Genomic DNA, 21461 nt, shown 5'->3' with positions numbered 1-21461 from the left:
CGCGATCCGGCGGTTTCGGCCCGCGTTACGCGGCCTCCAGGCCGAGCCGCCTGGGTAGCGAGTGCAGGATCGCGGGCGGTCAGGCCTCCAGTTCGGCGCGGTCGCCGGCCCAGACGGTGTGGAAGGTGCCCTCGCGGTCCACCCGGTGGTAGGTGTGTGCGCCGAAGTTGTCCCGCAGCCCCTGGATCAGCGCGGCCGGCAGCCGCTCGGCGCGCAGCGCGTCGAAGTACGCCAGGGAGGAGGCGAACGCGGGGGCCGGCACCCCGGCCCGGGCCGCCTCGGCCACCACCCGCCGCCAGCTCGGCACGCCGTCGTTCACGGTGCCCGCGAACCAGGGCGCGACCAGCAGCGTGGGCAGCTCCGGCTGCTCGTCGTACGCCTGCCGGATGCGGTCCAGGAAGCGGGCCCGGATGATGCAGCCGCCCCGCCAGATGGTCGCCGTGCCGCCCAGGTCGATGCCCCAGTCGTACTCCCGGCTGCCGGCGCGGATCTGGTCGAAGCCCTGCGCGTACGCGACGATCTTGCTGGCCAGCAGCGCCCGCCGGACGTCCTCGACGAACGCGTCCCGGTCGGTGACCTGCCACGTCTTCTCACCGGCGTCCGGGAAGGCCCGGCGGGCCACCGCCCGCTGGTCGGCGTGGCCGGACAGCGAGCGGGCGAAGGTCGCCTCGGCGATGCCGGTGATCGGGATGCCCAGGTCGAGCGCGCTCTGCACCGTCCACCGGCCGGTGCCCTTCTGCTCGGCCCGGTCGAGCACGACGTCGACGAACGCCCGCCCGGTGGCCGCGTCGCGGTGCCCCAGCACGTCGGCGGTGATCTCGATGAGGAAGGACTCCAGCTCGCCGGAGTTCCAGTCGCGGAAGATCTGCGCGAGCTCCGCCGGCTCGGCACCCAGCCCGGCCCGGAGCAGGTCGTACGCCTCGGCGATGAGCTGCATGTCGGCGTACTCGATGCCGTTGTGCACCATCTTGACGAAGTGCCCGGCGCCGTCCGGGCCGATGTGCCGACAGCACGGCACGCCGTCCACCTGGGCCGCGATCTTCTCGAAGATCGGCCCGAGCTTGCGGTAGGACTCGGCGGAACCGCCGGGCATGATGCTCGGCCCCAGCAGCGCGCCCTCCTCGCCGCCGGAGACGCCGGTGCCGACGAAGTGCAGCCCGTGGCCGCGCAGCGCCTCCTCCCGACGCCGGGTGTCGGCGAAGTGCGCGTTGCCGCAGTCGACCACGATGTCGCCCGCCTCCAACAGCGGGACCAACTCGTCGAGCACGGCGTCGGTGGGGCCGCCCGCCTTGACCATGACGATCACCGCGCGGGGGCGTTCCAGCGCGGCCACGAAGTCGGCCATCGACTCGGCCGGCACGAACGTCCCCTCGTCGCCGTGCTCCGCGACCAGGCTGCGGGTGCGCTCCGGCGAGCGGTTGTGCACCGCCACGGTGAAGCCGTTGCGGGCCAGGTTGCGGGCCAGGTTCCGGCCCATCACCGCCAGCCCGGTCACCCCGATCTGCGCCGTCGCCTGCTCGGCCATCCGTCCGCCACCTTCCGCCGTCGACACCTGCCGTTGCGACCGTATCGCGACCCGGACGACCGGCGGGCCGGTCATCGACAGCCGGTGACCACGACGTCGCGGCGCGCGTCGACGGGCGGCGTCGGGGCGCGCGTCGACGGACGGCGTCGGTCGCCACGCCGTCGGGGCGTCCCGGTCAGTCCTCCGCGAGGCGCGCCTCGACGTGGGCGACCTTGCTGGTGAGCGCGTCGGTCACGCCGGGGCGGAGGTCGGCCTTGAGCACCACGCTGACCCGGGGCGCCCGCGCGGCCACCGTGTCGACCGCCCGCTTCACCACCGCCATCACCTCGTCCCACTCACCCTCGACGGTGGTGAACATGGCGTCGGTGCGGTTGGGCAGGCCGGACTCCCGGACCACCCGGACCGCCTCGGCGACCAGGTCGCCCACGGACTCGCCGACGCCGAGCGGAGTGACGGAGAACGCGATCAGCATGCCGTCGATGGTGCCAGTAATTCGGCTGCGCGGGCCCGGGTGGGCGGCTAGGGTGTGGTCATGCGCAAGTGACGCCCCACCTCCGAGCCGGCTCCCGCCCGTGTGCGCGGGCCGTGCGCTCCCGGGCGTCCGCACTCCCACCTGCCGCTCAGCGGCGGTGTCCGCCGTGGTCGATCCCGGGACCAGTCCCAACCGTCCGACCGCGGCTGTCTCGTCAGCGCGGTCCCCAGCAGACGACCGGTCCGGCCACCGGACGCGGCGACCGACCCGGTCACCGCACCGCACCGGCCGGTCCGCAGACAAGGAGGCCCGGATGCCCGCCAGGCGCAACCCGAAGAAGTCCCGTACACCTCAGCCCACGGCAACCGTCGCGGACCTGACGCCGGCCGACCTCGACCAGGTGACGGTCGTGCCGGCCGTGCCGCCACTGCCGGTCGACCCCACCGCCGCGGCGGCGGCCCGGCCGGCCGCGCCGAAGGCCGGCCCGCCGGTCACCGGGGGCCGGTCCGCCGCCGGGCGGGGCAGCCAGCGGGCCGGTCAGGCCCGCCGGTACGCCTTCCGGCGCAGCTGACCGGTCCCGGCGGACGCGGGTGCGGTCGCCGTCGGGGGCGGCCGCACCCGCGTTCCTCAGTGGTCGGCGCAGCACGGGGTCGGGTTCGGCACCTCGAACGGGGCGACGCCCCCCGCGCTGTGCGGCGTGACCACCAGCACCAACTCACCGGCACGCCACTGTGGCCGGACGAAGTCGCGGGTGTGCAGCGGCGTCGCCGGCCCGGGCGGCGCCCCGCCGCCGAGCACCACGACCCGCTCGATCGCGCTCGCCGCGAGCAGGTCGGCGACGGTGAGCGTGCCGACCATCCGGTCCGAGCCCGGGTAGTGCACCGCCCGGCCCGACCGTCGGGCGGCGTGTTCGCCCGCCGCCCGCTCCGCCGCCGCCCGCAACTCGGGCGGGCTGCCGGGGAGACCGGCCAGCCGGTCCGGGGCCGCGGCCACGGTGAGCGCCACGTGCGGGTACGGCGTGGCGACCAGGTGGGTGCACGCGACCAGGTCCGGCAGGCCGAGTGGCGCGACGTGACCGGCGAGCCAGTGCTCCGCCTCCCGAACCGTCCGATGACCCAGGCTGAGGCCGAGGATCACTGCGGCAGCACCCAGATCGGGTTGGCGTAGAACCAGAGGTCCTCCCACGGGTCGGCCGCTCCGGCGACGTCCAGCGCCGGGCCGGACGGGTCGACCGCCGCGCCCATCAGGCCGGGCTGGGCGCGCTTGCCGTCCGTGCCCCGGATCCGCAGGTAGAACGGCTCGTCCACGCGGCCGAAGGAGTAGCTGAACGAGACCCGGCCGGTGCCCCTGGCGACCTCGAAGGACTTCACCACCCGGGTGTCCGGGGCGGTGAAGGCGTCCCGGTCGGCGACCGGGCCGGTCACCCGGCCGGCGATCACGTCGACCCGGGTGAGCACGGGCAGGAACTGCGACCAGTTCGGGGTGTCGGCCAGGTCGATGTCGATGGTCACCTCGACGCCGGTGCCGCGCCTGACCCGCAGCACCCCGCCGAGCGGCGTGCCCGAGCCCCGCCGCCGGTCACCGGCGACCCGGGCGCGGACGTCGAGGCCCTTGATCAGGCCGCCGTGGTCCACCCAGACCCGGCCCGCGCGGAGGCCGTCCATCACGGCCCGGTAGCCGAAGGAGGTCGCCCCGACGTGGGTACGGCTGTACTGGCCGGGCCAGTAGTCGCCGGCGTCGGTGATCAGCGGGCCGTACACCGGGTCCTCGTACCGGCCGTTGCGGGCGAAGTCGCTGCCCGGCCCCCGCTGCGAGGTGTCCAGGTAGTTGACGTGCGAGTCGGAGTTGGCGCTGATCCACCAGGCCCTGCCCTCGGCGAGCAGGCTGTCCCAGAGCCCGCCGACGGTGGCGGTCATCCAGTCGAATCCGCCCCAGGTGCGGTAGCTCTCCAGCGGGTAGCCGGGGAACGACGCGGGGGACGGGTTGTTGTCGTAGTAGCCGCGGGCCCGGCCGCCGCTCTCCCGCGGCAGGCCGGCGGCCTGGTGGCCGGGAGCACCCTCCATGCCGATCGCCACGCTCGGATCGGCGTCCCGCCAGGCGCGGATCTCGTGCGGGGAGTCGATGCCCCGCCGGGCCGGGTGGTTGGCCAGGAAGAGGGCGCCCTCGACGCGGCGCTGGCGGACCGCCTCGCCGAGGAACCTGATGCCGGCGATGGCGAGCGCCTCGTTGGCCGGGCTGGAGTCACCGGCGTTCCGGACGCTGCCGTCGAAGGCGTTCTCGAACTCCTTGAGCACCGCGACCTCGTTGCGTCCCGGGTGGACGAAGACGGTGGCGTGCTCGGCGGCCGGGATGTTCCACTCCAGCCCCTGGTAGATCAGCAGGTCCTTGAGCTGGCCGCGGGCGGCGACGATGTCCGGGTTGACCCTGTCGACGCCGATCTTGGCGTGGGCGACGCTGCCGTGGTCGGTGACGACCATCCAGTCCAGCCCGTACGCCCGCGCGTGCCGGGCCTGGTCGATCACCCGGTACATCGCGTCCGAGCTGTACTGGGTGTGGATGTGGTGGTCGCCGGCGAGCCAGCGGAACTCGCCGGTGCGGCCGTGGTCGCCGCCGGGGCCGTGGTCGTGGTCCGCCGCGTGCGCCGGCGCCCCCGCGGCCAGCACGGTCGTCGCCGCACCGGCGCCGAGCAGGCCGGCGCTGCGCAGGAAGCCCCGCCGGCTGAGGTCCGCGGGGGGCAGTTCCGCGTCCGGGATGGCGAGGTCCAGAGCCGGGGGTACGTCGGTGCCGGCGACGGAATCGTGATCGTGGTGGTGCGCGTGGCCGTGGCCCATGTGCTGCTCCAGTCGGATCTGGGAGGTTGTCCGCGGGACAATCTCGTCCGGCCAGGGGAACAGCACGTGTCCCACGCGAGGCACCCATACGAACAACCCCCGCCCCGCCCCCGCGATCCTGCACTTCCTGCCCCGGCATTCCGGGCGTACCGCGAGCAATCGCGGGCACAAACTGCAAGATCGCGGGGGTGGGTGGTGCGGGTCAGCCGATCAGGGGGCGGAAGGTGCCGAGAAGGATGCTCACCGTCAGGGCTGCGGCGGCCAGGGCCGCGGCTCCGGCGATCAGCAGGGCGTCGGCGGGGCCGAAGTGCTGCCGCCGGGCGACCGTCCGGGGGGTGCCCGCGTCGAAGCCCCGGGCGTCCATCGCCACCGCCAGTCGGGTGCCCCGCCGGATCGCCCCGACCAGCAGCGCGAACGCGGTCGAGACGAAGAGCCGCAGCTTCGCCAGCGGGTTGCGGCCGGCGTCCACCCCGCGCGCCCGCCGCGCCAGGGTGATCATCTGCCATTCCTGACCGAGCAGCGGCACCAGCCGGAACGCGGCCAGCGCCCCGATGGCGAAGCGGGCCGGTGCCTTCGCGTTCTGGATCAGCGCGTCGGCCAGGTCGGTCGGGTCGGTGGTGGCGAAGACGATCACGCCGGGCAGCGCCACCGCGAACATCCGCAGCACCAGGCCCAGCGCGGTGAGCAGCACCCCCGAGGTGACCACCGCCGGACCGGCCTCGACCAGCACCCGGCCGGACCGCTCGGCGGCGAAGAGCACCAGGGTGACCAGGATGCCCACCGCGCCGAGCAGCAGCGGCCAGGCCCGTCGGGCCAGCACCCGGTAGCGGACCCCGAACAGCGGCAGCACCGCCAGTTCGGTCGCGACGGCGATCGCCGGAGCCACCGGGTCCAGGGTGGCGATCATGATGAACGAGAAGACCAGCGCCGCGGCGAGCTTGGCGACCGGGTTGCGCCGGGCCAGCGGGGCGTCCGGCGCGGCGACCGGCTCGACGCTGATCACGGACCCACCCGGCCGGCGCGGCCGGCGGTCGACGCCCGGGGATCGGTCTCCGGGCGGTCCAGGGTGAGCGTCCGGTCGGCCAGCGCGGCCACGAACTCCGCGTCGTGGGTCACCGTGACCAGGCCGTGCCCGGCGTCGCGCAGTTCGGCGAAGAGATCCACCAGCTCCAGCCAGGTCCGCCGGTCCTGGCCGAAGGTGGGTTCGTCGCAGATCAGCAGGCGGGGCGCGGTGGCCAGCGCGGTCGCCACGCTCAGCCGCCGCGCCTCGCCGCCGGAGAGGGTGTACGGGTTGGCGCCGGCCAGCTTCTCCAGCCGGAGCCGGGACAGCAGCGCGTCCACGGTGGCGCGTACCGCCGGCTCGGGCGCGCCGGTGCGGCGCGGGCCCAGCGCCAGCTCGTCGAAGACCGTGCCGGTGACGAACTGGTGCTCGGGATCCTGGAAGACCGAGCCGATCCGGCGGGCCAGCGCCGGGGCGCGCCACCGGTGCGGGGGAGTGCGGGCGTCCGCGCCGGCCAGCGCCGGGGTCGCGGTCACCGTGCCGGCGCCGGGGCGGAGCAGCCCGCCGAGCAGCAGCGCCAGGGTGGACTTGCCGGCCCCGTTCGGGCCGAGCACGGCGAGCGCCTCGCCGGCGCGTACCGCCAGGTCGGTGGGGGCCAGCCGGGGCGGCAGGCCGAGCCGGTCGGCGGCGAGCAGCACGTCGCCGGCCGGGGCGGTGGCCCGCCGGGGCGGCACCGGGCGGCCCGGCACCCAGACCCCCTCGGCGGCGAGCGCGTCGCCGTGCGCGCCGAACACCGCCTCCGGGGTGCCGTCGGCGCGGACGCCGCGACCGGGCGCCAGCACCACCACCCGGTCGACCAGCGGCAGCGCCTCGGCGACCCGGTGTTCGACCAGGATCAGCGTGGTGTCGGCGTCCAGCGCCCCGGCGACCGCGGCGCGGACCAGCGCGGCGCCGGCCGGGTCGAGGTTGGCGGTCGGTTCGTCGAGCAGCAGCAGCCCGGGGCGCAGGGCGAGCACCCCGGCCAGGGCGAGCCGCTGCTGCTCGCCGCCGGAGAGCGCGGCGGTGGGCCGGTCCCGGTGGTACGGGAAGCCGACCCGGCCCAGCGCCTCGTCCACCCGGGGCCAGATCTCCCCGGCCGGCACCCCACGGTTCTCCAGCCCGAACGCGACGTCGTCGCCGCAGCGGGCCATCACCAGCTGGGACTCCGGGTCCTGGAAGACGATGCCGACCCGCTCCCGGCCCTTGCGCGGGTCCAGCCCGTCGATCTCGACGGTGCCCTCCTGCTCGCCGGAGTCCTCCGGCAGCAGCCCGGCCAGCGCGGCGAGCAGGGTGCTCTTGCCGGCCCCGGAGGGCCCGAGCAGCAGCACCCGCTCGCCGCTCTCCACCCGCAGGTCGAGTTCGCGCACCGCCCACGCCCGCCGCCCGGCGTGCCGCCACCCGAACCCCCGCACCTGCACCGCGCTCACCGCCGCACCCCCGGTGACCCAGCGTCGATCAGGACGTTGTCGGCGCGGGACGCCGGCGCGGTCGACACCGACCTGGTGATCGACGAGGTGCGGCGGGGGCGGGGCATGGGTGGGTCAGATCAGGGTACGGTCGCGGGCGGCGGGGAAGCGGTCGAGGGCGCCGGTGCCGGCCAGCGCGCGGGTCAGGTACCAGCCGCCGGCGCCGGCGATGATCGTGGCGCTGACCACGGTCAGCAGCGCGTACGGGATCCGGTAGCTGCCCAGCGCGTAGTCGACGTTCCAGACGAAGAAGTCGAACAGCGCCGCGCCGAGGCCGGTCAGCGCGCCGGCGAGCAGCGCGGTCGGCAGCCGGAACGAGCGGTACCGGAAGGCGGCGAAGGCCAGCTCGGCGCCGAGGCCCTGGATCAGGCCCTGGACGATGGTGATGCCGCCCCACTCCGAGCCGAGCAGCGCGGAGATCGTCGCGGCGACCGCCTCGCAGAACAGCGCCGCGCCGGGCTTGCGGATGACCAGGCCGCCGAGCACCGCCGGCACCAGCCAGACGCCGTACATGACCGCCTGGCCGGCCGGGAAGAACGCGAAGGCCGGGTCGACGGCCCGCCAGAGCAGGCCCCAGGCCCAGAAGATGACGCCGAAGGCCACCGCGATCACCGCGGCGACGACGATGTCGATGGTGCGCCACCGGTTGGTGGTCGGTTGTTGTTTCATGAGTGCTCCCAGTCCTGACTGCGAACCAGGAGAAGACGCACGCCGCGCCCGGTGTCCCGGACGGCGGCGCGGCTGGAGGTCGACCGAACTCCCTGCGCTGGCATTACCCAGATCAGGTTCGAGGGTCTGCGGAAGGTGCCCGCACTCTCAGCGCTGTGCGCTCCCCTGTCGGATGTGAAGTTGTCCCGCAGACGCTAGCACCGCCGGCCGCGCCGGGACGAGCGGCCCGCGCCGGCTGGGTAGGCTGCCGATCATGCGCATCGACGCCCGAGGGCTGGAGTTCGAGGTACGCGTCGGCGGCCCGGAGGGCGGCGAACCCGTGCTCCTGCTGCACGGCTTCCCGCAGCACTCCGGGGAGTGGGACGACGTGGTCCCGGCGCTGCACGCCGCGGGGCTGCGCACGTACGCGCCGGACCAGCGCGGCTACTCGCCCGGCGCGCGGCCGGCGGAGGTCGAGGCGTACCGGATGGCGGAACTCGTCGCCGACGCGGTGGCCCTGCTGGACGCCCTCGGGCTGCCGGCCGCGCACGTGGTCGGCCACGACTGGGGCGCGCTGGTCGGCTGGGAGGTGGCGGTCCGGCATCCGGAGCGGGTGCGCACGCTGACCGCGGTCTCCGTGCCGCACCCGGCCGCCATGGCGTACGCGCTGGCCAACGACCCGCAGCAGAAGGTGCGCTCGGCGTACATCCTGCTCTTCCGGCAGCCCGGGAAGGCGGAGACGGTGCTGCTGGGCCTGGACGCGGCCGCGCTGCGCCGGCTGCTCGGCGGGGTCGGCGACGCCGCCCGGGTGGCCGCGTACGCGGAGCCGATGCGCCGGCCGGGCGCGCTGACCGCCGCGCTGAACTGGTACCGGGCGATGCCCTCGCGGGCGGAGCTGGCCGGGACCGGCCCGGTGACCGTGCCGACCACCTTCGTCTGGAGCGACCGGGACGTGGCGATCGGCCGCACCGCCGCCGAGGCGTGCGCCGCGCGGGTGACCGGGGACTACCGCTTCGTGGAACTTCCCGGGGTGAGCCACTGGATTCCGGACGAGGCGCCCGCGCCGCTGGCCGAGGCGATCCTGGCCCGGGTACGCGGGCTGGCCTGAACGGCGCCGGACGCCGGGGGAGGGAGGCACGGATGGACGGAGGAGACATGACGGTGAGTGCCGAGGAGTACCTGGCCGTGGTGACCGAGACGATGGGTCGGGTCGCCGCCAGCCAGCGCGAGGCGGTCGGTCGGGCGGCCGATCTGATCGCCGACGCGGTGCGCGCGGACGGCGTGGTGCACGCCTTCGGCACCGGCCATTCGGAGGCGCTGGCGATGGAGATCGCCGGCCGGGCCGGCGGGCTGGTGCCGACCAACCGGATCGCCCTGCGTGACCTGGTGCTGCTCGGCGGCGAGCCGGTCGGCCTGCTCGGGCCGACCCTGGAGCGGGACCCGTCGGTCGCGCACCGGCTCTACGACCTCGCCCCGGTCCGCCCCGGGGACGTCTTCGTGCTCGCCTCCAACTCCGGGGTGAACGGCGCGATGGTGGAGTTCGCGTCCCTGGTCAAGGAGAAGGGGCACGCCCTGGTGGCGATCACCTCGGCGCAGCACTCCGCCCGGATGACCTCGCGCCACCCGTCCGGTCGCAAGCTCGCCGACTTCGCCGACGTGGTGCTCGACAACGGCGCCCCGTACGGCGACGCCACCCTGCCGCTGCCGGGCGGCGGCGCGGTCGGCGCGGTCTCCTCGATCACCGCGGCGCTGCTGGCCCAGCAGATCACCGTCGAGGTGGTGGCCCGGCTGCTGGCGGCGGGGGAGCTGCCCCCGGTCTACCTGTCGGCGAACATCGCCGGGGGCGACGAGCACAACCACACGCTGGAGGCCCGTTACGCCGGCCGGATCCGCCGCGGGGCCTGAGCCGCGGCGCGGCGTCGGCCGACCCGGTCGTGAGGCGGTTTCGTTACGGGTGCGTCGGGGCATCAGCGTTGCTGCCGGCGGGCGGGAGCCCGCCGGCAGTACCGTCTCACCGGAGGTGCCCGTGTCGAAGGAAACCGAGCGGCAGCGTTGGCAGCGCAACTTCGCCGACCTGCTCCAGGAGTTGCGGGTCGCTCAGACCGGTGTGCAGATCCTCTTCGCCTTCCTGCTCACCCTGCCGTTCAGCAACGGGTTCGGCGGCACCAGCGGCTTCCAGAAGGACGTCTACATCGTCTCGCTGCTGTCGGCGGCGGCCGCGACCGCGCTGATCATCTCCCCGGTGGCGTTCCACCGGGCGCTGTTCCGGCAGGGGCGCAAGCCGGAGCTGGTCCGGTTCGCCCACCGGATGGCCAGCGCCGGCCTCGCCTTCATGCTGATCTCGATGGTCAGCGCGGTGCTGCTGATCACCGACTTCGTGCTGGACCGGAGCGTCGCCCTGGTGCTCAGCGGCGTCACCGGCCTCTGGTTCCTCACCTTCTGGGTGCTCCTGCCGTTCGCCCGCCGGAACTGGGGCGAGGACGACATCGACGACGAGGACGACGAACCGCGGACCATCCCCGGCGACTGAGCAAGTCGAGAGAACTCGATCTTTACGGAACGCTACCCCTGGGTAACACCCGGGGGTAGCGTGGCTTGTGTCGCGCACGTTGACGCAGCCGGACCGAGGTTCGAGGGGGCAACCGTGACCACGACGCAGAACAGCCGACCCGCGCCGGACGGCGCCGGCCCCGACCAGCCCACCCCCGCCGACGGCGTGACCACGGCCGGCACCGCCGGACCGTTGCCGACCGAAGCGGGCCAGGTCTCCGAAAAGGAGGCCCGCCAGGTCGCCGAGGCCGCCCGGGAATCCTCCTGGGACCGACCCAGCTTCGGCAAGGAGCTCTTCCTCGGCCGGTTCCGGCTCGACTTGATCAACCCCTGGCCCCGGTCGGATCCGGCGGACGACGCGCACGCCGACGACTTCCTCGGCCGGTTCCGCGAGTTCCTCACCGCCGACGTGGACGGCGCGGCGATCGAGCGCGACGCGTCCATCCCGGACGAGGTGTTCCACGGGTTGGCCCGGCTGGGCGCGTTCGGCATGAAGATCGACCGGTCGTACGGCGGGCTGGGGCTGAGCAACCTGCACTACTGCCGGGCGCTGATGCTGGCCGGCTCGGTCAGCCCGGCGATCGGGGCACTGCTCTCGGCGCACCAGTCCATCGGGGTGCCGCAGCCGCTGAAGATGTTCGGCACCGCCGAGCAGAAGCAGCGCTTCCTGCCCCGGCTCGCCGCCGGCGAGGTCTCCGCGTTCCTGCTCACCGAGCCCGACGTCGGCTCCGACCCGGCCCGGCTGGCCACCATCGCCGAGCCGACCGAGGACGGCACCGGCTACCGGCTCAACGGTGTCAAGCTCTGGGCCACCAACGGCACGCTCGCCACCCTGCTCGTGGTGATGGCCCGGGTGCCGGCCGCCGAGGGTCGGCGGGGCGGCATCACCGCCTTCGTGGTCGAGGGCGACGCCGAGGGCATCACCATCGAACGGCGCAACGCCTTCCTCGGCCTGCGCGGCCTGGAGAACAGCGTCACCCGGTTCCACGACGTCTTCGTGCCGAAGGAGAACGTGATCGGCGGCGAGGGCAAGGGGCTGAAGATCGCCCTGAGCACGCTGAACACCGGGCGGCTGTCGCTGCCGGCGATGTGCGTCGGCGCCGGCAAGTGGGCGTTGCACGTGGCCCGGGGCTGGGCCGCCGAGCGGGTGCAGTGGGGCCGGCCGGTCGGCGAGCACGAGGCGGTCGCCCAGAAGGTCGCCTTCATCGCCGCCACCACGTACGGCATGGAGACCATGCTCGACCTGTGCTGCCTGCTGGCCGACGACGACCGCAACGACATCCGGATCGAGGCGGCGCTGGTCAAGCTCTACGCCAGCGAGATGGCCTGGCGAATCGCCGACGAGCTGATCCAGATCCGGGGCGGCCGTGGCTACGAGACGGCCGAGTCGCTGGCCGCCCGGGGCGAGCGCCCGGCCGCCGTCGAGCAGCTGCTGCGCGACCTGCGGATCAACCGGATCTTCGAGGGCTCCACCGAGATCATGCACCTGCTGATCGCCCGGGAGGCGGTCGACGCGCACCTCTCCGTCGCCGGCGACATCATCGACCCCGACGCCGGGCTCGGCCGGAAGGCGCGGGCGGGTGCCCGGGCCGGCGCCTTCTACGCGAAGTGGCTGCCCACCCTCGCTGTCGGCAAGGGCCAGAGCCCCGGGGCGTACGCCGAGTTCGGGCCGCTCGCCCGGCACCTGCGGCAGGTGGAGCGCTACTCCCGCAAGCTGGCCCGCTCGACGTTCTACGCGATGTCGCGCTGGCAGGGCCGGATGGAACGCAAGCAGGTGTTCCTCGGCCGGGTGGTGGACATCGGCGCCGAGCTGTTCGCGATGTCCGCGGTCTGCGTGCGCGCCTACGCCGAGCGGGACCGCCGGCCGGAGAACGTCGAACTTGCCGACCTGTTCTGCCGGCAGGCCCGGGTCCGGGTCGAGGCGCTCTTCACCGCGCTCTGGGACAACACCGACTCGGTCGACGTCGCCGCCGCGAAGCGGATCCTCGACGGCCGCTACGCCGACCTGGAGTCCGGCGTGATCACCCCGGCCGACGACCTGCCATGGGTGGCCCGCTGGTCACCCGGCCCGGCCACCGTGGCAGACGTCCGCCGCCGCGTCCCGCCGCCGCGGTGACGCCCGCCCGCCGCACCCGGCACCGCCCGCTCCACTTCCGGTGACCCGTCCCGCCCGGCACGGGGGCGCCGGGTCGGTCTCCGGCACCGGGGCTGACCACCCCGATCGCCGCCGCGCGACAGCGTCACGACGATTGGGGCGGGCCGGGAGCGGGCCCGCTGTCCTGTTCCGTCGTTACCTGCTCGGGGTGGCGGGTGTGCCCGGTGGCCGCCCGGGCGCGTCGCCGTCCCGAAGGCGTAGCAGTGTCGAACTCGATACCTCAGAGTCATCAATATGACTCTGAGGTATCGAGTTCGTTGCGATGATGCCCTCGGCGACGTGGCGACGTGGCGACGTGGCGACGTGGCGACGTGGCGACGTGGCGACGTGGCGACGTGGCGACCGGCTCAGCGGGCGATGGCCCAGGCCAGGATCGCCGCCAGGATCAGCCCGTTGAGCACGGCCAGCCCCAGGTACGCCGCCGGCGGGATCTTGCGGCCCTGGCGGACGAAGTTGACCAGGACGGCGGCGTAGCCGAGCAGCAGGACGGCGATGACGACCAGGAAGTAGAACACCCGACGACCTTAGCGGCCGCCACGCAGGCCGAGTTGGCGCAGCTCCAGTGCGGCCAGCGCGTCGACCGTCTCGTCGTCGCCGCGCCGCCACGCCTCGGCCACGTCGGGCGCGATCCGGGTCAGCCGGCCCAGCGGCTGGGTGGCCAGCGCGCGCAGGGCCAGCAGGTCCCGGCCGGCGGGGGCGGCGGCCAGCTTCGCGGCCGACCCGGCGCGGCGCATCCAGCGCACCCGCAGCGGCAGCCAGCCGAAGATCACCAGGCCGAGCGGGAAGACAAGCACGGCGACGGCGAGGGCCAGGGCCAGCTGGTCGACCAGTTCCTGCTGCTCCCGGCCGGCCTCGGCCAGGGACCGGGCGGCATCGGCGGCCCGCTCGAACGGCGCGGTCAGCTCGTCGCCGACCAGCGGCACCCGGCCGACCTTGCCGCCGGCCTCGGCCAGGTTGTCGGCCAGTCCGCCGCCGGCCCCCTCCAGCTTCTGCCCGGGTACGGCGAGCTTCTGCACCAGGTCGTGCAGCCAGAGCGCGCCGCGCACGGCGGCGTACACCCAGGCGACGACGAGCAGGTCGGTGATCAGCTGTCGGACGGCGACGGGGAAGCGATCAGCGTAGATCTTCACGCCGGACAGCGTGCCACGCCCGGCCCCCGGTGGCACCCCGCTGCGCGGCCCCTCGGTGGTCAGCCGGCGCAGGCCGGGCAGGTGCCGAAGATCTCCAGGGTGTGGCTGACGTCGGCGTAGCCGTGCTGGGCGGCCACCCGCTCGGCCCAGGTCTCCACCGCCGGGCCGGCCACCTCCACCGTGCGGCCGCAGGCCCGGCAGACCAGGTGGTGGTGGTGCCCCTCGCTGCACCGGCGGTAGAGGTGCTCGCCGCCGGGCGGGCGCATCACGTCGATCTCGCCCGCGTCGGCCAGCCCCTGCAGCGTCCGGTAGACCGTGGTCAGCCCGACCCGCTCGCCGCGCTCGCGCAGCATGGCGTGCAGGTCCTGCGCGCTGTGGAAGCCCTCGACCTCCGCCAGCAGGGCGCTCACGGCGGAGCGTTGGCGGGTGTTGCGGACCGCGGCGCTGCTGCTCATGACCCCTCCCCGGCGTGACTGACCGCGTCGGCCACGATGTGCGCGACGTGCTCGTCGACCAGCGTGTACGCGATCTCGCGCCCGCGCCGGGAGCCGCGCACCACGCCCGCGCCGCGCAGCACCCGCAGGTGCTGGGAGACCAGCGGCTGCGCGACGCCGAGCTTCTCGACCAGCTCGTGCACGCAGCGCTCGCCCCCGCCGAGCTCGCTGACGATGGCCAGCCGGATCGGCGCCGACAGGGCGCGCAGCAGCTCGCTCGCGCCCTCGTAGGCGTCGTAACCCGAACCGCTGCTCACCGGATAACGGTAACCAATCCCGCTGACACGGCGCTGAGCAGGCTCAGTGAAGCACCACCTCGTGCGGCTCGGGGGCCGGCGCGGCGGCCGGCATGCGCCGGCGGCGGAGCGCGCGCCAGGCCGCGCCCACCACGGCGACCGCGACGAACGACGCGATCGCCAGCAGCACCACGGAGGCGCCGGGGGCGGTGTCGGCGGTGGCGGCCACCCAGACGCCCGCGCCGGCGGCGAACAGGCCGAGCGCCATCGCCGCCGTCATCGTGCTGCGGAAGCCCCGGGTGACCTGCTGTGCCGTGGCGACCGGCACCACCATCAGCGCGCTGATCAGCAGCACCCCGACCGCCCGCATGGCGATCGTCACGGTGACCGCGGTGGCGACCGCGATGAGCAGGTTGAGCGCCCGCACCGGCAGGCCGGAGACCCGGGCGTACTCCTCGTCGTGGCTGACCGCGAAGAGGGCGGGGCGCAGCGCCAGCATGGTGACCAGGATCGCCGCGCCCAGCACGGCGATGGTGGTCAGGTCGGCGGGGGAGATGGTGGTCAGCGACCCGAAGAGGTAGGCGTTGAGGTTGGCGCTGGTGCTGTCGGAGAGACCGACCAGCATCACGCCGCCGGCGATGCCGCCGTAGAAGAGCAGTGCCAGGGCGAGGTCACCGGAGGTGCGGCCGCGGGCGCGGACCAGTTCGATGGTGATCGCGCCGAGGGTCGCCACGACCACCGCGACGAGCACCGGGGAGCGGTTGAGCAGCAGGCCGGCGCCGACGCCGGTCAGCGCCACGTGCCCGACCCCGTCGCCGATCAGGGCCAGCCGGCGCTGCACCAGGTAGATGCCGAGCGCCGGAGCGGCCAGGCCGATGACCAGCGCGCCGATCAGGGCCCGCTGCATGTAGGGGTACTGGAAGAGTTCCATCGGGTCAGCTGCTCCAGAGCCCGGCGGGCTCGTCGGGACCGTGCGGGTGCACGTGGTCGTGGTCGGGCTCGGCGTGGTGGCCGGCCGGTTCGGGCACCGCTCCGTCGTGGCAGATGCCGCCCTCGTGCACGACGACCGCCCGGCTGATCAACGGGCGCAGCGGCCCGAGTTCGTGCGCCACCAGCAGCACCGTCCCGCCGCCGGCGACGAAGTCGTGCAGCGCCTTGGCGAAGGCCTCCTGGCTCGCCGCGTCCACCCCGGCGGTGGGCTCGTCGAGCACCAGCAGTTCCGGCCCGCCGGCCAGCGCCCGGGCGATGAGGGTGCGCTGCTGCTGCCCGCCGGAGAGGGTGGCGACCGGGTCCCTCGCCCGGTCGGCGAGCCCGACCGCGGCCAGGGCCGCGTCGACGGCGGCCCGGTCGGCCGCGCCGGGCGGGCGCAGCACCCCGCGCCGGGCCAGCCGGCCGGAGGCCACCACCTCGCGCACCGTGGCCGGTACGCCGCCGCCGGCGCCGAGGCGCTGCGGGACGTACCCGATCCGCCGCCACTGCCGGAAGCGGCGCAGCGGGGTGCCGAACAGGGTGACCGACCCGGCGCTGAGCGGGACCAGCCCGAGCGCGGCGCGGATCAGCGTGGACTTGCCGGAGCCGTTGGCGCCGAGCACGGCGACCACCTCGCCGGCGGTGACGGTCAGTGAGACGTCCCGCAGCACGGGGCGGCCGTCGTAGCCGACCACCCCGTGCGTGACGGAGATGACAGGTGCGGTCACGAGCAGCTCAACGCCGTCCGGAGGGTCTGCAGGTTGGTGCGCATCACCGAAAGGTAGTCCCCGCCGTTCTCGGCCGACAGGCCTTCCAGCGGGTCCAGCACCGCGGTCTTCGCGCCGACCTCGGCGGCGATGGTCTCGGCCACCTTCGGGCTGACCAGCGTCTCGAAGAAGATCGTCGTGGCCCGGTGGGAACGGGCCTCCTCGGCCACCTCGGCCAGCCGCTGGGGGGAGGGCTCGGTCTCCGGGCTCAGCCCGGTGATCCCGATCTGCTCCAGCTGGTAGCGCTCGGCGAGGTAGCCGAAGGCGGTGTGGCTGGTCACGATCTCCCGGCGTTGGCAGGTCTTCAGGCCCTGGGTGTACTCGGCGTCCAACTTCTCCAAGTCGGTACGGAGGGTCGCGGCGCGGGCGGTGTAGTCCGCGGCCCGCTCGGGGTCGGCCTTGCCCAGCCGTGCGGCGAGCTGGTCGCCCACCGTGGCGAGCCGGGTCGGGTCGAGCCAGAGGTGCGGGTCCTTGCCGCCGGACTCCTCGTCGGCGTGCCCGGTCTCCTCGGCGTGCCCGGCCTCCTCGCCCTCGTGTTCGTGGTCGTGACCGCCGGCGGCGGCGTCGAGCAGCGGCTGCACGGTGGCGACGTCGAGAGCGCGGTCCGCGGCGTTCTGCTCGACGGCCTCGTCGACCGCCGGCTGGAAGCCCTTCAGGTAGACGACCAGCTCGGCGCCGGCCACCTCGCCGACCTGGCCGGGGTTGAGTTCCAGGTCGTGCGGCTCGGTGCCCGGCTTGACCAGGTTGGTGACGGAGACCGCGTCCCCGCCCACCCGCTCGGCGACGAACTGCAGCGGATAGAAGGCGGCCACCACGTCCACCCGCTGCGGGTCGGCGCCGGCCGTGCCGTCGTCGGAGCAGGCGGCCAGGCCGCCGAGGGTGAGCAGAGCGGCGGTGGTCGCGGCCAGGGCGCGCGGAGCGGTGCGGAAGTTCATGACGTCAACTGTCCGCGCCAACGATAATGATTGTCAAAAACGCATGCTTGCATGTCAGAGCAGCTTCACCAGACCCGCGGTGACCAGCAGGGTGAGCACCAGCAGCCGGATCACCCGGGTCTGCGGCGTCTGCACCGGCCAGGTGGTGACCAGCAGCGCGGCCACCGCCGCGGCCAGCAGCAGGGTGAGCAGCCCGCCCGGCACGCCCGGGGTGAAGAAGGCGACCAGCACCAGCACCAGGGTGATCAGGAACACCGCGGTCGGGTTCGCCCGGGCCAGCCGGCCCGGCAGAGAGCTCTGCGTACGCTGCATCCCACAGACTCTACGAGGAGGTGGCCGGTGCTGGTGACCAACCGGTTCGTGGTCGAGGTCGATGTCGCGGAGGCGTTCACCGAGCGGGCGCACGCCGCCCTCGCGGCGCTCGCCGCCCGCCCCGGCTACCTGCGCGGCCAGTTGGTCCGGGCGCTGGACGACCCGCGGCACTGGTGCCTGGTCACCGAGTGGGAGTCGGTGGGCACCTATCGGCGGGCGCTCGGCGGCTTCGACGTCAAGGTCACCGCCGTTCCGCTGCTCGCCGAGAGCCTCGACGAGCCGTCCGCGTACGAGGCGCTGGCCACCGCCGCGCCCGGCGGCGAGGTGGTGGTCGCGGCGAGCGATCGGGCCGCTGGTCCTTACCGCTGAGCCGGTGGGCACTACCCTGCTCCTATGACCGCTCCCGGACCGGCAGCCGCCTCGCCGTACCCCTCGCTGCCCGGCCAGGAGGGCGCCCAGCCGCCCGCGGTACCCGGGCCCCCGGCGGAGCACGGCGTCCCCGTGCCGCCGCCCGGCCCCGGGGTGGCCCCGCCGTTCGCGGCGCCGCCGACCGAGGGCCGGCGCACCCGGCTCTGGCTCGGCCTCGGCGCCGGGGCGCTGGCGGTGCTGATCTGCTGCGGCGGTGGCGGCGCGGCCGTGGTGGGGCTGGCGGTGAGCGGTGTGCAGGCGGTCGAGGAGCAGGGCCGGACCGTCTCCACCGACTACTACCAGGCGCTGGTCGAGCGGAAGTACGGCCAGGCCTACGACCAGCTCTGCGACGACGCGCAGCGGCGCGAGTCGCGGCGGGAGTTCGAGCGGCGGGTGGCCGCCGAGCCGCAGGTCGCCGCGTACCGGGTCGGCGAGGTCGACCCGAGCAACCTGACCGTGCCGGTCGACGTGACGTTCACCGGCGGCCGGCAGGAGCGCCAGCAGGTGGTGCTCGGGCAGGACCGGCAGACCGGCGGCCTGGAGGTGTGCGGGGTCAACTGACCCGCCCCGGTATTCTGCTGGGCTCGGGACCCTGCTGGCCGTACCGTTGTCCCGAACTGTTCGTTCCGTCCACATCACGTCCCCGCCGACCGCCAGCCGGCGTAGGAGGAAACATGCCAGCCGACCGTATCGACGCCGTCGTCAGCCTCGCCAAGCGCCGGGGCTTCGTCTTTCCCTCCAGCGAGATCTACGGGGGCACCCGGTCGGCGTGGGACTACGGTCCGCTCGGCGTCGAGCTCAAGGAGAACGTCCGCCGGCAGTGGTGGAAGACCATGGTCCAGCAGCGCGACGACGTGGTCGGCCTGGACTCCGCGGTGATCCTGGCCCGCGACGTCTGGGCCGCCTCCGGCCACCTGGACGCGTTCGTCGACCCGCTGACCGAGTGCCAGTTCTGCCACAAGCGCTACCGGGCCGACCACCTCGAGGAGGCGTACGCCGAGAAGCACGGCAAGCCGCTTGCCTCGCTGGCCGAGCTGAACTGCCCCAACTGCGGCAACAAGGGCACGTTCACCGAGCCGAAGATGTTCAACGGCCTGATGAAGACCTTCCTGGGCCCGGTGGAGAGCGACGAGGGGCTGCACTACCTGCGCCCGGAGACCGCCCAGGGCATCTTCGTCAACTACAAGAACGTCGAGACGGTGGCCCGCAAGAAGCCGCCGTTCGGCATCGCGCAGACCGGCAAGTCGTTCCGTAACGAGATCACCCCGGGCAACTTCATCTTCCGCACCCGCGAGTTCGAGCAGATGGAGATGGAGTTCTTCGTCGAGCCGGGCACCGACGAGCAGTGGCACGAGTACTGGCTGCGGGAGCGCTGGAACTGGTATCTCGACCTCGGCCTGTCGGAGGAGAACCTGCGCTTCTACGAGCACCCCAAGGAGAAGCTCTCCCACTACTCGAAGCGGACGGTGGACATCGAGTATCGCTTCCAGTTCGGCGGCACCGAGTTCGCCGAGCTGGAGGGCATCGCCAACCGCACCGACTTCGACCTCTCCACGCACAGCAAGCACTCCGGCGTCGACCTGTCCTACTTCGACCAGACGAAGCAGGAGCGCTGGGTGCCCTACGTCATCGAGCCGGCCGCCGGCCTCACCCGGGCGGTGCTGGCGTTCCTGCTGGAGGCGTACGACGAGGACGAGGCGCCGAACACCAAGGGCGGCGTGGACAAGCGCACCGTGATGCGGTTCGACCCCCGGCTGGCCCCGGTCAAGGTGGCGGTGCTGCCGCTGTCCCGCAACGAGGCCCTCTCGCCGAAGGCGAAGGACCTGGCCGCCACGCTGCGCAAGCGCTGGGTGGTGGAGTTCGACGACTCGCAGGCGATCGGCCGCCGCTACCGCCGGCAGGACGAGATCGGCACCCCGTTCTGCGTGACCGTCGATTTCGACACTCTCGACGACAATGCGGTTACCGTGCGGAACCGGGACACCATGGCCCAGGAGCGGATCTCGCTGGACCAGGTCGAGCGCTACCTGATCGAGCGCCTGCCCGGCTGCTGAGCCACGCCCGGTCCGACGGCCCGGGCCGGGCCGAGCGCGGCGACCGGGTTCGCCGCCGCGGTGCGAGTGCGAGTTCGCTCACCATCGCGGCGGCGACCGGCCACCCACGCCGGCCCGGCGCGGCCGGCGTGGGATTCTTGGGTACGTGACCAGTCCCGCCGTTCCCGCCCTCGGCCCGCTCACCCTCGGGCGGCACCAGGTGTGGCCACCGGTGGTGCTCGCCCCGATGGCCGGCATCACCAATGTCGGCTTCCGTCAGCTCTGCCGGGAGCAGGGCGGCGGCATCTACGTCTGCGAGATGATCACCACCGTCGCGCTGGTGGAGCGGAACCCCAAGACGCTGCGGATGATCGCCTTCGGCGCCGACGAGCGGCCGCGCAGCCTCCAGCTCTACGGCACCGATCCCGAGATCACCGCCGCCGCGGTGCGGATCGTGGTCGAGAAGGACCTCGCCGACCACATCGACCTGAACTTCGGCTGCCCGGTCCCGAAGGTCACCCGCAGGGGCGGGGGCGCCGCGCTGCCCTGGCGGCGCCGGCTCTTCGCCCGGCTGGTGCGGGCCGCGGTGGACGCCGCGTCACCCGCCGGGGTGCCGGTCACGGTCAAGATGCGCAAGGGCATCGACGACGACCACCTGACGTACGTCGAGGCGGGGCTGGCCGCCCAGGACGCCGGCGTGGCCGCGGTGGCCCTGCACGGGCGTACGGCCGCGCAGCGCTACTCGGGCACCGCCGACTGGGACGCCATCGCCACCCTCAAGCAGGCGCTCGACGTGCCGGTGCTGGGCAACGGCGACATCTGGGAGGCCGACGACGCGCTGCGGATGGTGGCGCACACCGGCGTGGACGGGGTGGTGATCGGCCGGGGCTGCCTGGGCCGGCCGTGGCTCTTCGCCGACCTGGAGGCCGCCTTCGGCGGGCGCCCCGAGCGACGGCTGCCCACCCTCGGCGAGGTGGCCGGGACCATGCGCCGGCACGCCGAGCTGCTGGTCGAGCAGTTCAGCGCCGGGTCGCGTACCCCGGGGCGGGGCGAGCGGGACGGCTGCACCGACTTCCGCAAGCACGTCGCCTGGTACCTCAAGGGCTTCCCGGTCGGCAGCGAGCTGCGTCGCGAGCTGGCGATGATCGACAGCCTGGCCCAGCTCGACGACCTGCTCGGCAAGCTCGACCCGGCCGAGCCGTTCCCGGTCGCCACGCTGGGGCAGCCGCGCGGCCGGACCAACTCGCCGGGCAAGGTCTTCCTGCCCGACGGCTGGCTGGCCAGCCGGGACGACGACACCGTCCCCGAGGGCGCCGAGCTGGAAGACTCCGGCGGCTGAGACGAGGAAGGGCCGACCCCGGGTGGGTCCGGCCCTTCGGTTTGGTCGGTCAGCCAACCTCAGGAGGTGGCGTAACCGCGGGTGGCGATCCAGTCGGCCAGGTTGTCCACGCTCATCCGGTAGGAGGCGGTGTCCGGGTTGGCCGAGTCGGC

Annotated in this window: 24 protein-coding genes, 1 pseudogene and 1 riboswitch; of the genes and pseudogenes, 9 read left to right on the top strand and 16 right to left on the bottom strand. The window is 74.1% G+C overall.

The annotated features are described in order from the left end of the window. Positions 1–79: 79 nt before the first annotated feature. The gene (gene gndA / locus AC1WTP_RS24155; protein WP_481651551.1) at positions 80–1525 is read right to left on the bottom strand and encodes an NADP-dependent phosphogluconate dehydrogenase; all 1446 of its coding nucleotides are present in this window, start codon (positions 1523–1525) and stop codon (positions 80–82) included. A gap of 175 nt (positions 1526–1700) precedes the next feature. Beyond that, the gene (locus AC1WTP_RS24150; RefSeq protein ID WP_481651550.1) at positions 1701–1997 is read right to left on the bottom strand and encodes an MTH1187 family thiamine-binding protein; all 297 of its coding nucleotides are present in this window, start codon (positions 1995–1997) and stop codon (positions 1701–1703) included. 313 nt (positions 1998–2310) lie between these two features. Between AC1WTP_RS24150 and AC1WTP_RS24145 the strand changes: the two genes are divergently transcribed. Further along, positions 2311–2568: a hypothetical protein gene (locus tag AC1WTP_RS24145; RefSeq protein ID WP_481651549.1), complete on the top strand. Its 258-nt coding sequence runs from the start codon at positions 2311–2313 to the stop codon at positions 2566–2568. A 56-nt stretch (positions 2569–2624) separates the two neighbouring features. On the opposite strand, the gene AC1WTP_RS24140 is transcribed toward AC1WTP_RS24145, so the two are convergent. From AC1WTP_RS24140 to AC1WTP_RS24120, 5 genes are all read right to left on the bottom strand, one after another. Beyond that, complete coding sequence (locus tag AC1WTP_RS24140) at positions 2625–3134, bottom strand: hypothetical protein (RefSeq protein WP_481651548.1); 510 nt, start codon at positions 3132–3134, stop codon at positions 2625–2627. Then, entirely contained in the window at positions 3131–4903 is a 1773-nt protein-coding gene (locus tag AC1WTP_RS24135; RefSeq protein ID WP_481651547.1) for a PHP domain-containing protein, read from the bottom strand. Before AC1WTP_RS24135 ends, AC1WTP_RS24140 begins: the two co-directional genes overlap by 4 nt. 127 nt (positions 4904–5030) lie before the next feature. Continuing rightward, positions 5031–5831 carry an energy-coupling factor transporter transmembrane component T family protein gene (locus tag AC1WTP_RS24130; protein ID WP_481651546.1) on the bottom strand — a complete coding sequence of 267 codons (801 nt, stop codon included), beginning with the start codon at positions 5829–5831 and terminating at the stop codon, positions 5031–5033. Next, entirely contained in the window at positions 5828–7294 is a 1467-nt protein-coding gene (locus AC1WTP_RS24125; protein ID WP_481651545.1) for an ABC transporter ATP-binding protein, read from the bottom strand. Before AC1WTP_RS24125 ends, AC1WTP_RS24130 begins: the two co-directional genes overlap by 4 nt. A gap of 114 nt (positions 7295–7408) precedes the next feature. Then, positions 7409–8002: an ECF transporter S component gene (locus tag AC1WTP_RS24120; protein WP_481651544.1), complete on the bottom strand. Its 594-nt coding sequence runs from the start codon at positions 8000–8002 to the stop codon at positions 7409–7411. 71 nt (positions 8003–8073) lie between these two features. Continuing rightward, a riboswitch (TPP riboswitch) is annotated at positions 8074–8179 on the bottom strand. A gap of 76 nt (positions 8180–8255) precedes the next feature. Between AC1WTP_RS24120 and AC1WTP_RS24115 the strand changes: the two genes are divergently transcribed. From AC1WTP_RS24115 to AC1WTP_RS24100, 4 genes are all read left to right on the top strand, one after another. Continuing rightward, positions 8256–9089, top strand: a complete 834-nt coding sequence (locus AC1WTP_RS24115) for an alpha/beta fold hydrolase (protein ID WP_481651543.1) — start codon at positions 8256–8258, stop codon at positions 9087–9089. Positions 9090–9136: 47 nt separating this feature from the next. After that, complete coding sequence (locus AC1WTP_RS24110) at positions 9137–9886, top strand: sugar isomerase domain-containing protein (RefSeq protein WP_481651615.1); 750 nt, start codon at positions 9137–9139, stop codon at positions 9884–9886. A 121-nt stretch (positions 9887–10007) separates the two neighbouring features. Then, positions 10008–10511 (top strand): DUF6328 family protein, encoded by a 504-nt coding sequence (locus tag AC1WTP_RS24105; protein ID WP_481651542.1) that lies wholly within the window; start codon positions 10008–10010, stop codon positions 10509–10511. 114 nt (positions 10512–10625) lie between these two features. After that, positions 10626–12647: an acyl-CoA dehydrogenase family protein gene (locus AC1WTP_RS24100; protein WP_481651541.1), complete on the top strand. Its 2022-nt coding sequence runs from the start codon at positions 10626–10628 to the stop codon at positions 12645–12647. 386 nt (positions 12648–13033) lie between these two features. Here the strand turns inward: AC1WTP_RS24100 and AC1WTP_RS24095 are convergent, their stop codons facing one another. From AC1WTP_RS24095 to AC1WTP_RS24060, 8 genes are read right to left on the bottom strand one after another with little or no spacing between them, the layout of a single operon-like run. Continuing rightward, positions 13034–13201, bottom strand: coding sequence for a hypothetical protein (locus tag AC1WTP_RS24095; protein WP_447138495.1), 168 nt, complete (start codon positions 13199–13201; stop codon positions 13034–13036). A gap of 9 nt (positions 13202–13210) precedes the next feature. Next, positions 13211–13816 (bottom strand): hypothetical protein, encoded by a 606-nt coding sequence (locus AC1WTP_RS24090; protein WP_481651540.1) that lies wholly within the window; start codon positions 13814–13816, stop codon positions 13211–13213. A 59-nt stretch (positions 13817–13875) separates the two neighbouring features. Continuing rightward, complete coding sequence (locus tag AC1WTP_RS24085; RefSeq protein WP_481651539.1) at positions 13876–14271, bottom strand: Fur family transcriptional regulator; 396 nt, start codon at positions 14269–14271, stop codon at positions 13876–13878. Next, positions 14268–14567: an ArsR/SmtB family transcription factor gene (locus tag AC1WTP_RS24080; RefSeq protein WP_447138498.1), complete on the bottom strand. Its 300-nt coding sequence runs from the start codon at positions 14565–14567 to the stop codon at positions 14268–14270. Before AC1WTP_RS24080 ends, AC1WTP_RS24085 begins: the two co-directional genes overlap by 4 nt. Before the next feature lie 43 nt (positions 14568–14610). Then, the gene (locus AC1WTP_RS24075) at positions 14611–15477 is read right to left on the bottom strand and encodes a metal ABC transporter permease (RefSeq protein WP_481651538.1); all 867 of its coding nucleotides are present in this window, start codon (positions 15475–15477) and stop codon (positions 14611–14613) included. A gap of 4 nt (positions 15478–15481) precedes the next feature. Then, positions 15482–16243, bottom strand: coding sequence for a metal ABC transporter ATP-binding protein (locus tag AC1WTP_RS24070; protein ID WP_447138500.1), 762 nt, complete (start codon positions 16241–16243; stop codon positions 15482–15484). After that, positions 16240–17217, bottom strand: coding sequence for a metal ABC transporter substrate-binding protein (locus AC1WTP_RS24065; RefSeq protein WP_481651537.1), 978 nt, complete (start codon positions 17215–17217; stop codon positions 16240–16242). The genes AC1WTP_RS24070 and AC1WTP_RS24065 overlap by 4 nt, the downstream gene beginning before the upstream one ends. 54 nt (positions 17218–17271) lie before the next feature. Next, positions 17272–17529, bottom strand: a complete 258-nt coding sequence (locus AC1WTP_RS24060; protein ID WP_481651536.1) for a hypothetical protein — start codon at positions 17527–17529, stop codon at positions 17272–17274. 27 nt (positions 17530–17556) lie between these two features. On the opposite strand from AC1WTP_RS24060, the gene AC1WTP_RS24055 reads away from it, so the two are divergent. The 4 genes from AC1WTP_RS24055 to dusB all read left to right on the top strand — a co-directional run bounded on the left by AC1WTP_RS24055 (position 17557) and on the right by dusB (position 21309). Further along, positions 17557–17898 (top strand): antibiotic biosynthesis monooxygenase family protein, encoded by a 342-nt coding sequence (locus tag AC1WTP_RS24055; protein WP_109899743.1) that lies wholly within the window; start codon positions 17557–17559, stop codon positions 17896–17898. 24 nt (positions 17899–17922) lie between these two features. Next, complete coding sequence (locus AC1WTP_RS24050; protein WP_481651535.1) at positions 17923–18498, top strand: Rv0361 family membrane protein; 576 nt, start codon at positions 17923–17925, stop codon at positions 18496–18498. Positions 18499–18611: 113 nt separating this feature from the next. Next, positions 18612–19991 carry a glycine--tRNA ligase gene (locus tag AC1WTP_RS24045; protein WP_481651534.1) on the top strand — a complete coding sequence of 460 codons (1380 nt, stop codon included), beginning with the start codon at positions 18612–18614 and terminating at the stop codon, positions 19989–19991. 145 nt (positions 19992–20136) lie between these two features. Further along, positions 20137–21309, top strand: coding sequence for a tRNA dihydrouridine synthase DusB (gene dusB / locus AC1WTP_RS24040; protein ID WP_481651533.1), 1173 nt, complete (start codon positions 20137–20139; stop codon positions 21307–21309). A 59-nt stretch (positions 21310–21368) separates the two neighbouring features. Here dusB and AC1WTP_RS24035 read toward each other — a convergent pair. Then, positions 21369–21461: pseudogene (locus tag AC1WTP_RS24035) on the bottom strand (C39 family peptidase); the annotation flags it as partial.

This window comes from Micromonospora sp. R311, assembly GCF_056780015.1.
The sequence above is the reverse complement of the archived record's forward strand: the minus strand, read 5'-3'. Positions and strand labels throughout refer to the sequence as shown.

What these genes read in the sequence shown, in the direction of transcription:
- AC1WTP_RS24145 (WP_481651549.1), top strand. Translation starts at nt 2,311, where the DNA reads ATGCCCGCCAGGCGCAACCCGAAGAAGTCCCGTACACCTCAGCCCACG.
- AC1WTP_RS24045 (WP_481651534.1), top strand. Translation starts at nt 18,612, where the DNA reads ATGCCAGCCGACCGTATCGACGCCGTCGTCAGCCTCGCCAAGCGCCGG.
- AC1WTP_RS24110 (WP_481651615.1), top strand. Translation starts at nt 9,137, where the DNA reads ATGACGGTGAGTGCCGAGGAGTACCTGGCCGTGGTGACCGAGACGATG.
- AC1WTP_RS24085 (WP_481651539.1), bottom strand. Translation starts at nt 14,271, where the DNA reads ATGAGCAGCAGCGCCGCGGTCCGCAACACCCGCCAACGCTCCGCCGTG.
- AC1WTP_RS24065 (WP_481651537.1), bottom strand. Translation starts at nt 17,217, where the DNA reads ATGAACTTCCGCACCGCTCCGCGCGCCCTGGCCGCGACCACCGCCGCT.
- AC1WTP_RS24115 (WP_481651543.1), top strand. Translation starts at nt 8,256, where the DNA reads ATGCGCATCGACGCCCGAGGGCTGGAGTTCGAGGTACGCGTCGGCGGC.
- AC1WTP_RS24120 (WP_481651544.1), bottom strand. Translation starts at nt 8,002, where the DNA reads ATGAAACAACAACCGACCACCAACCGGTGGCGCACCATCGACATCGTC.
- AC1WTP_RS24150 (WP_481651550.1), bottom strand. Translation starts at nt 1,997, where the DNA reads ATGCTGATCGCGTTCTCCGTCACTCCGCTCGGCGTCGGCGAGTCCGTG.
- AC1WTP_RS24050 (WP_481651535.1), top strand. Translation starts at nt 17,923, where the DNA reads ATGACCGCTCCCGGACCGGCAGCCGCCTCGCCGTACCCCTCGCTGCCC.
- AC1WTP_RS24075 (WP_481651538.1), bottom strand. Translation starts at nt 15,477, where the DNA reads ATGGAACTCTTCCAGTACCCCTACATGCAGCGGGCCCTGATCGGCGCG.
- gndA (WP_481651551.1), bottom strand. Translation starts at nt 1,525, where the DNA reads ATGGCCGAGCAGGCGACGGCGCAGATCGGGGTGACCGGGCTGGCGGTG.
- AC1WTP_RS24060 (WP_481651536.1), bottom strand. Translation starts at nt 17,529, where the DNA reads ATGCAGCGTACGCAGAGCTCTCTGCCGGGCCGGCTGGCCCGGGCGAAC.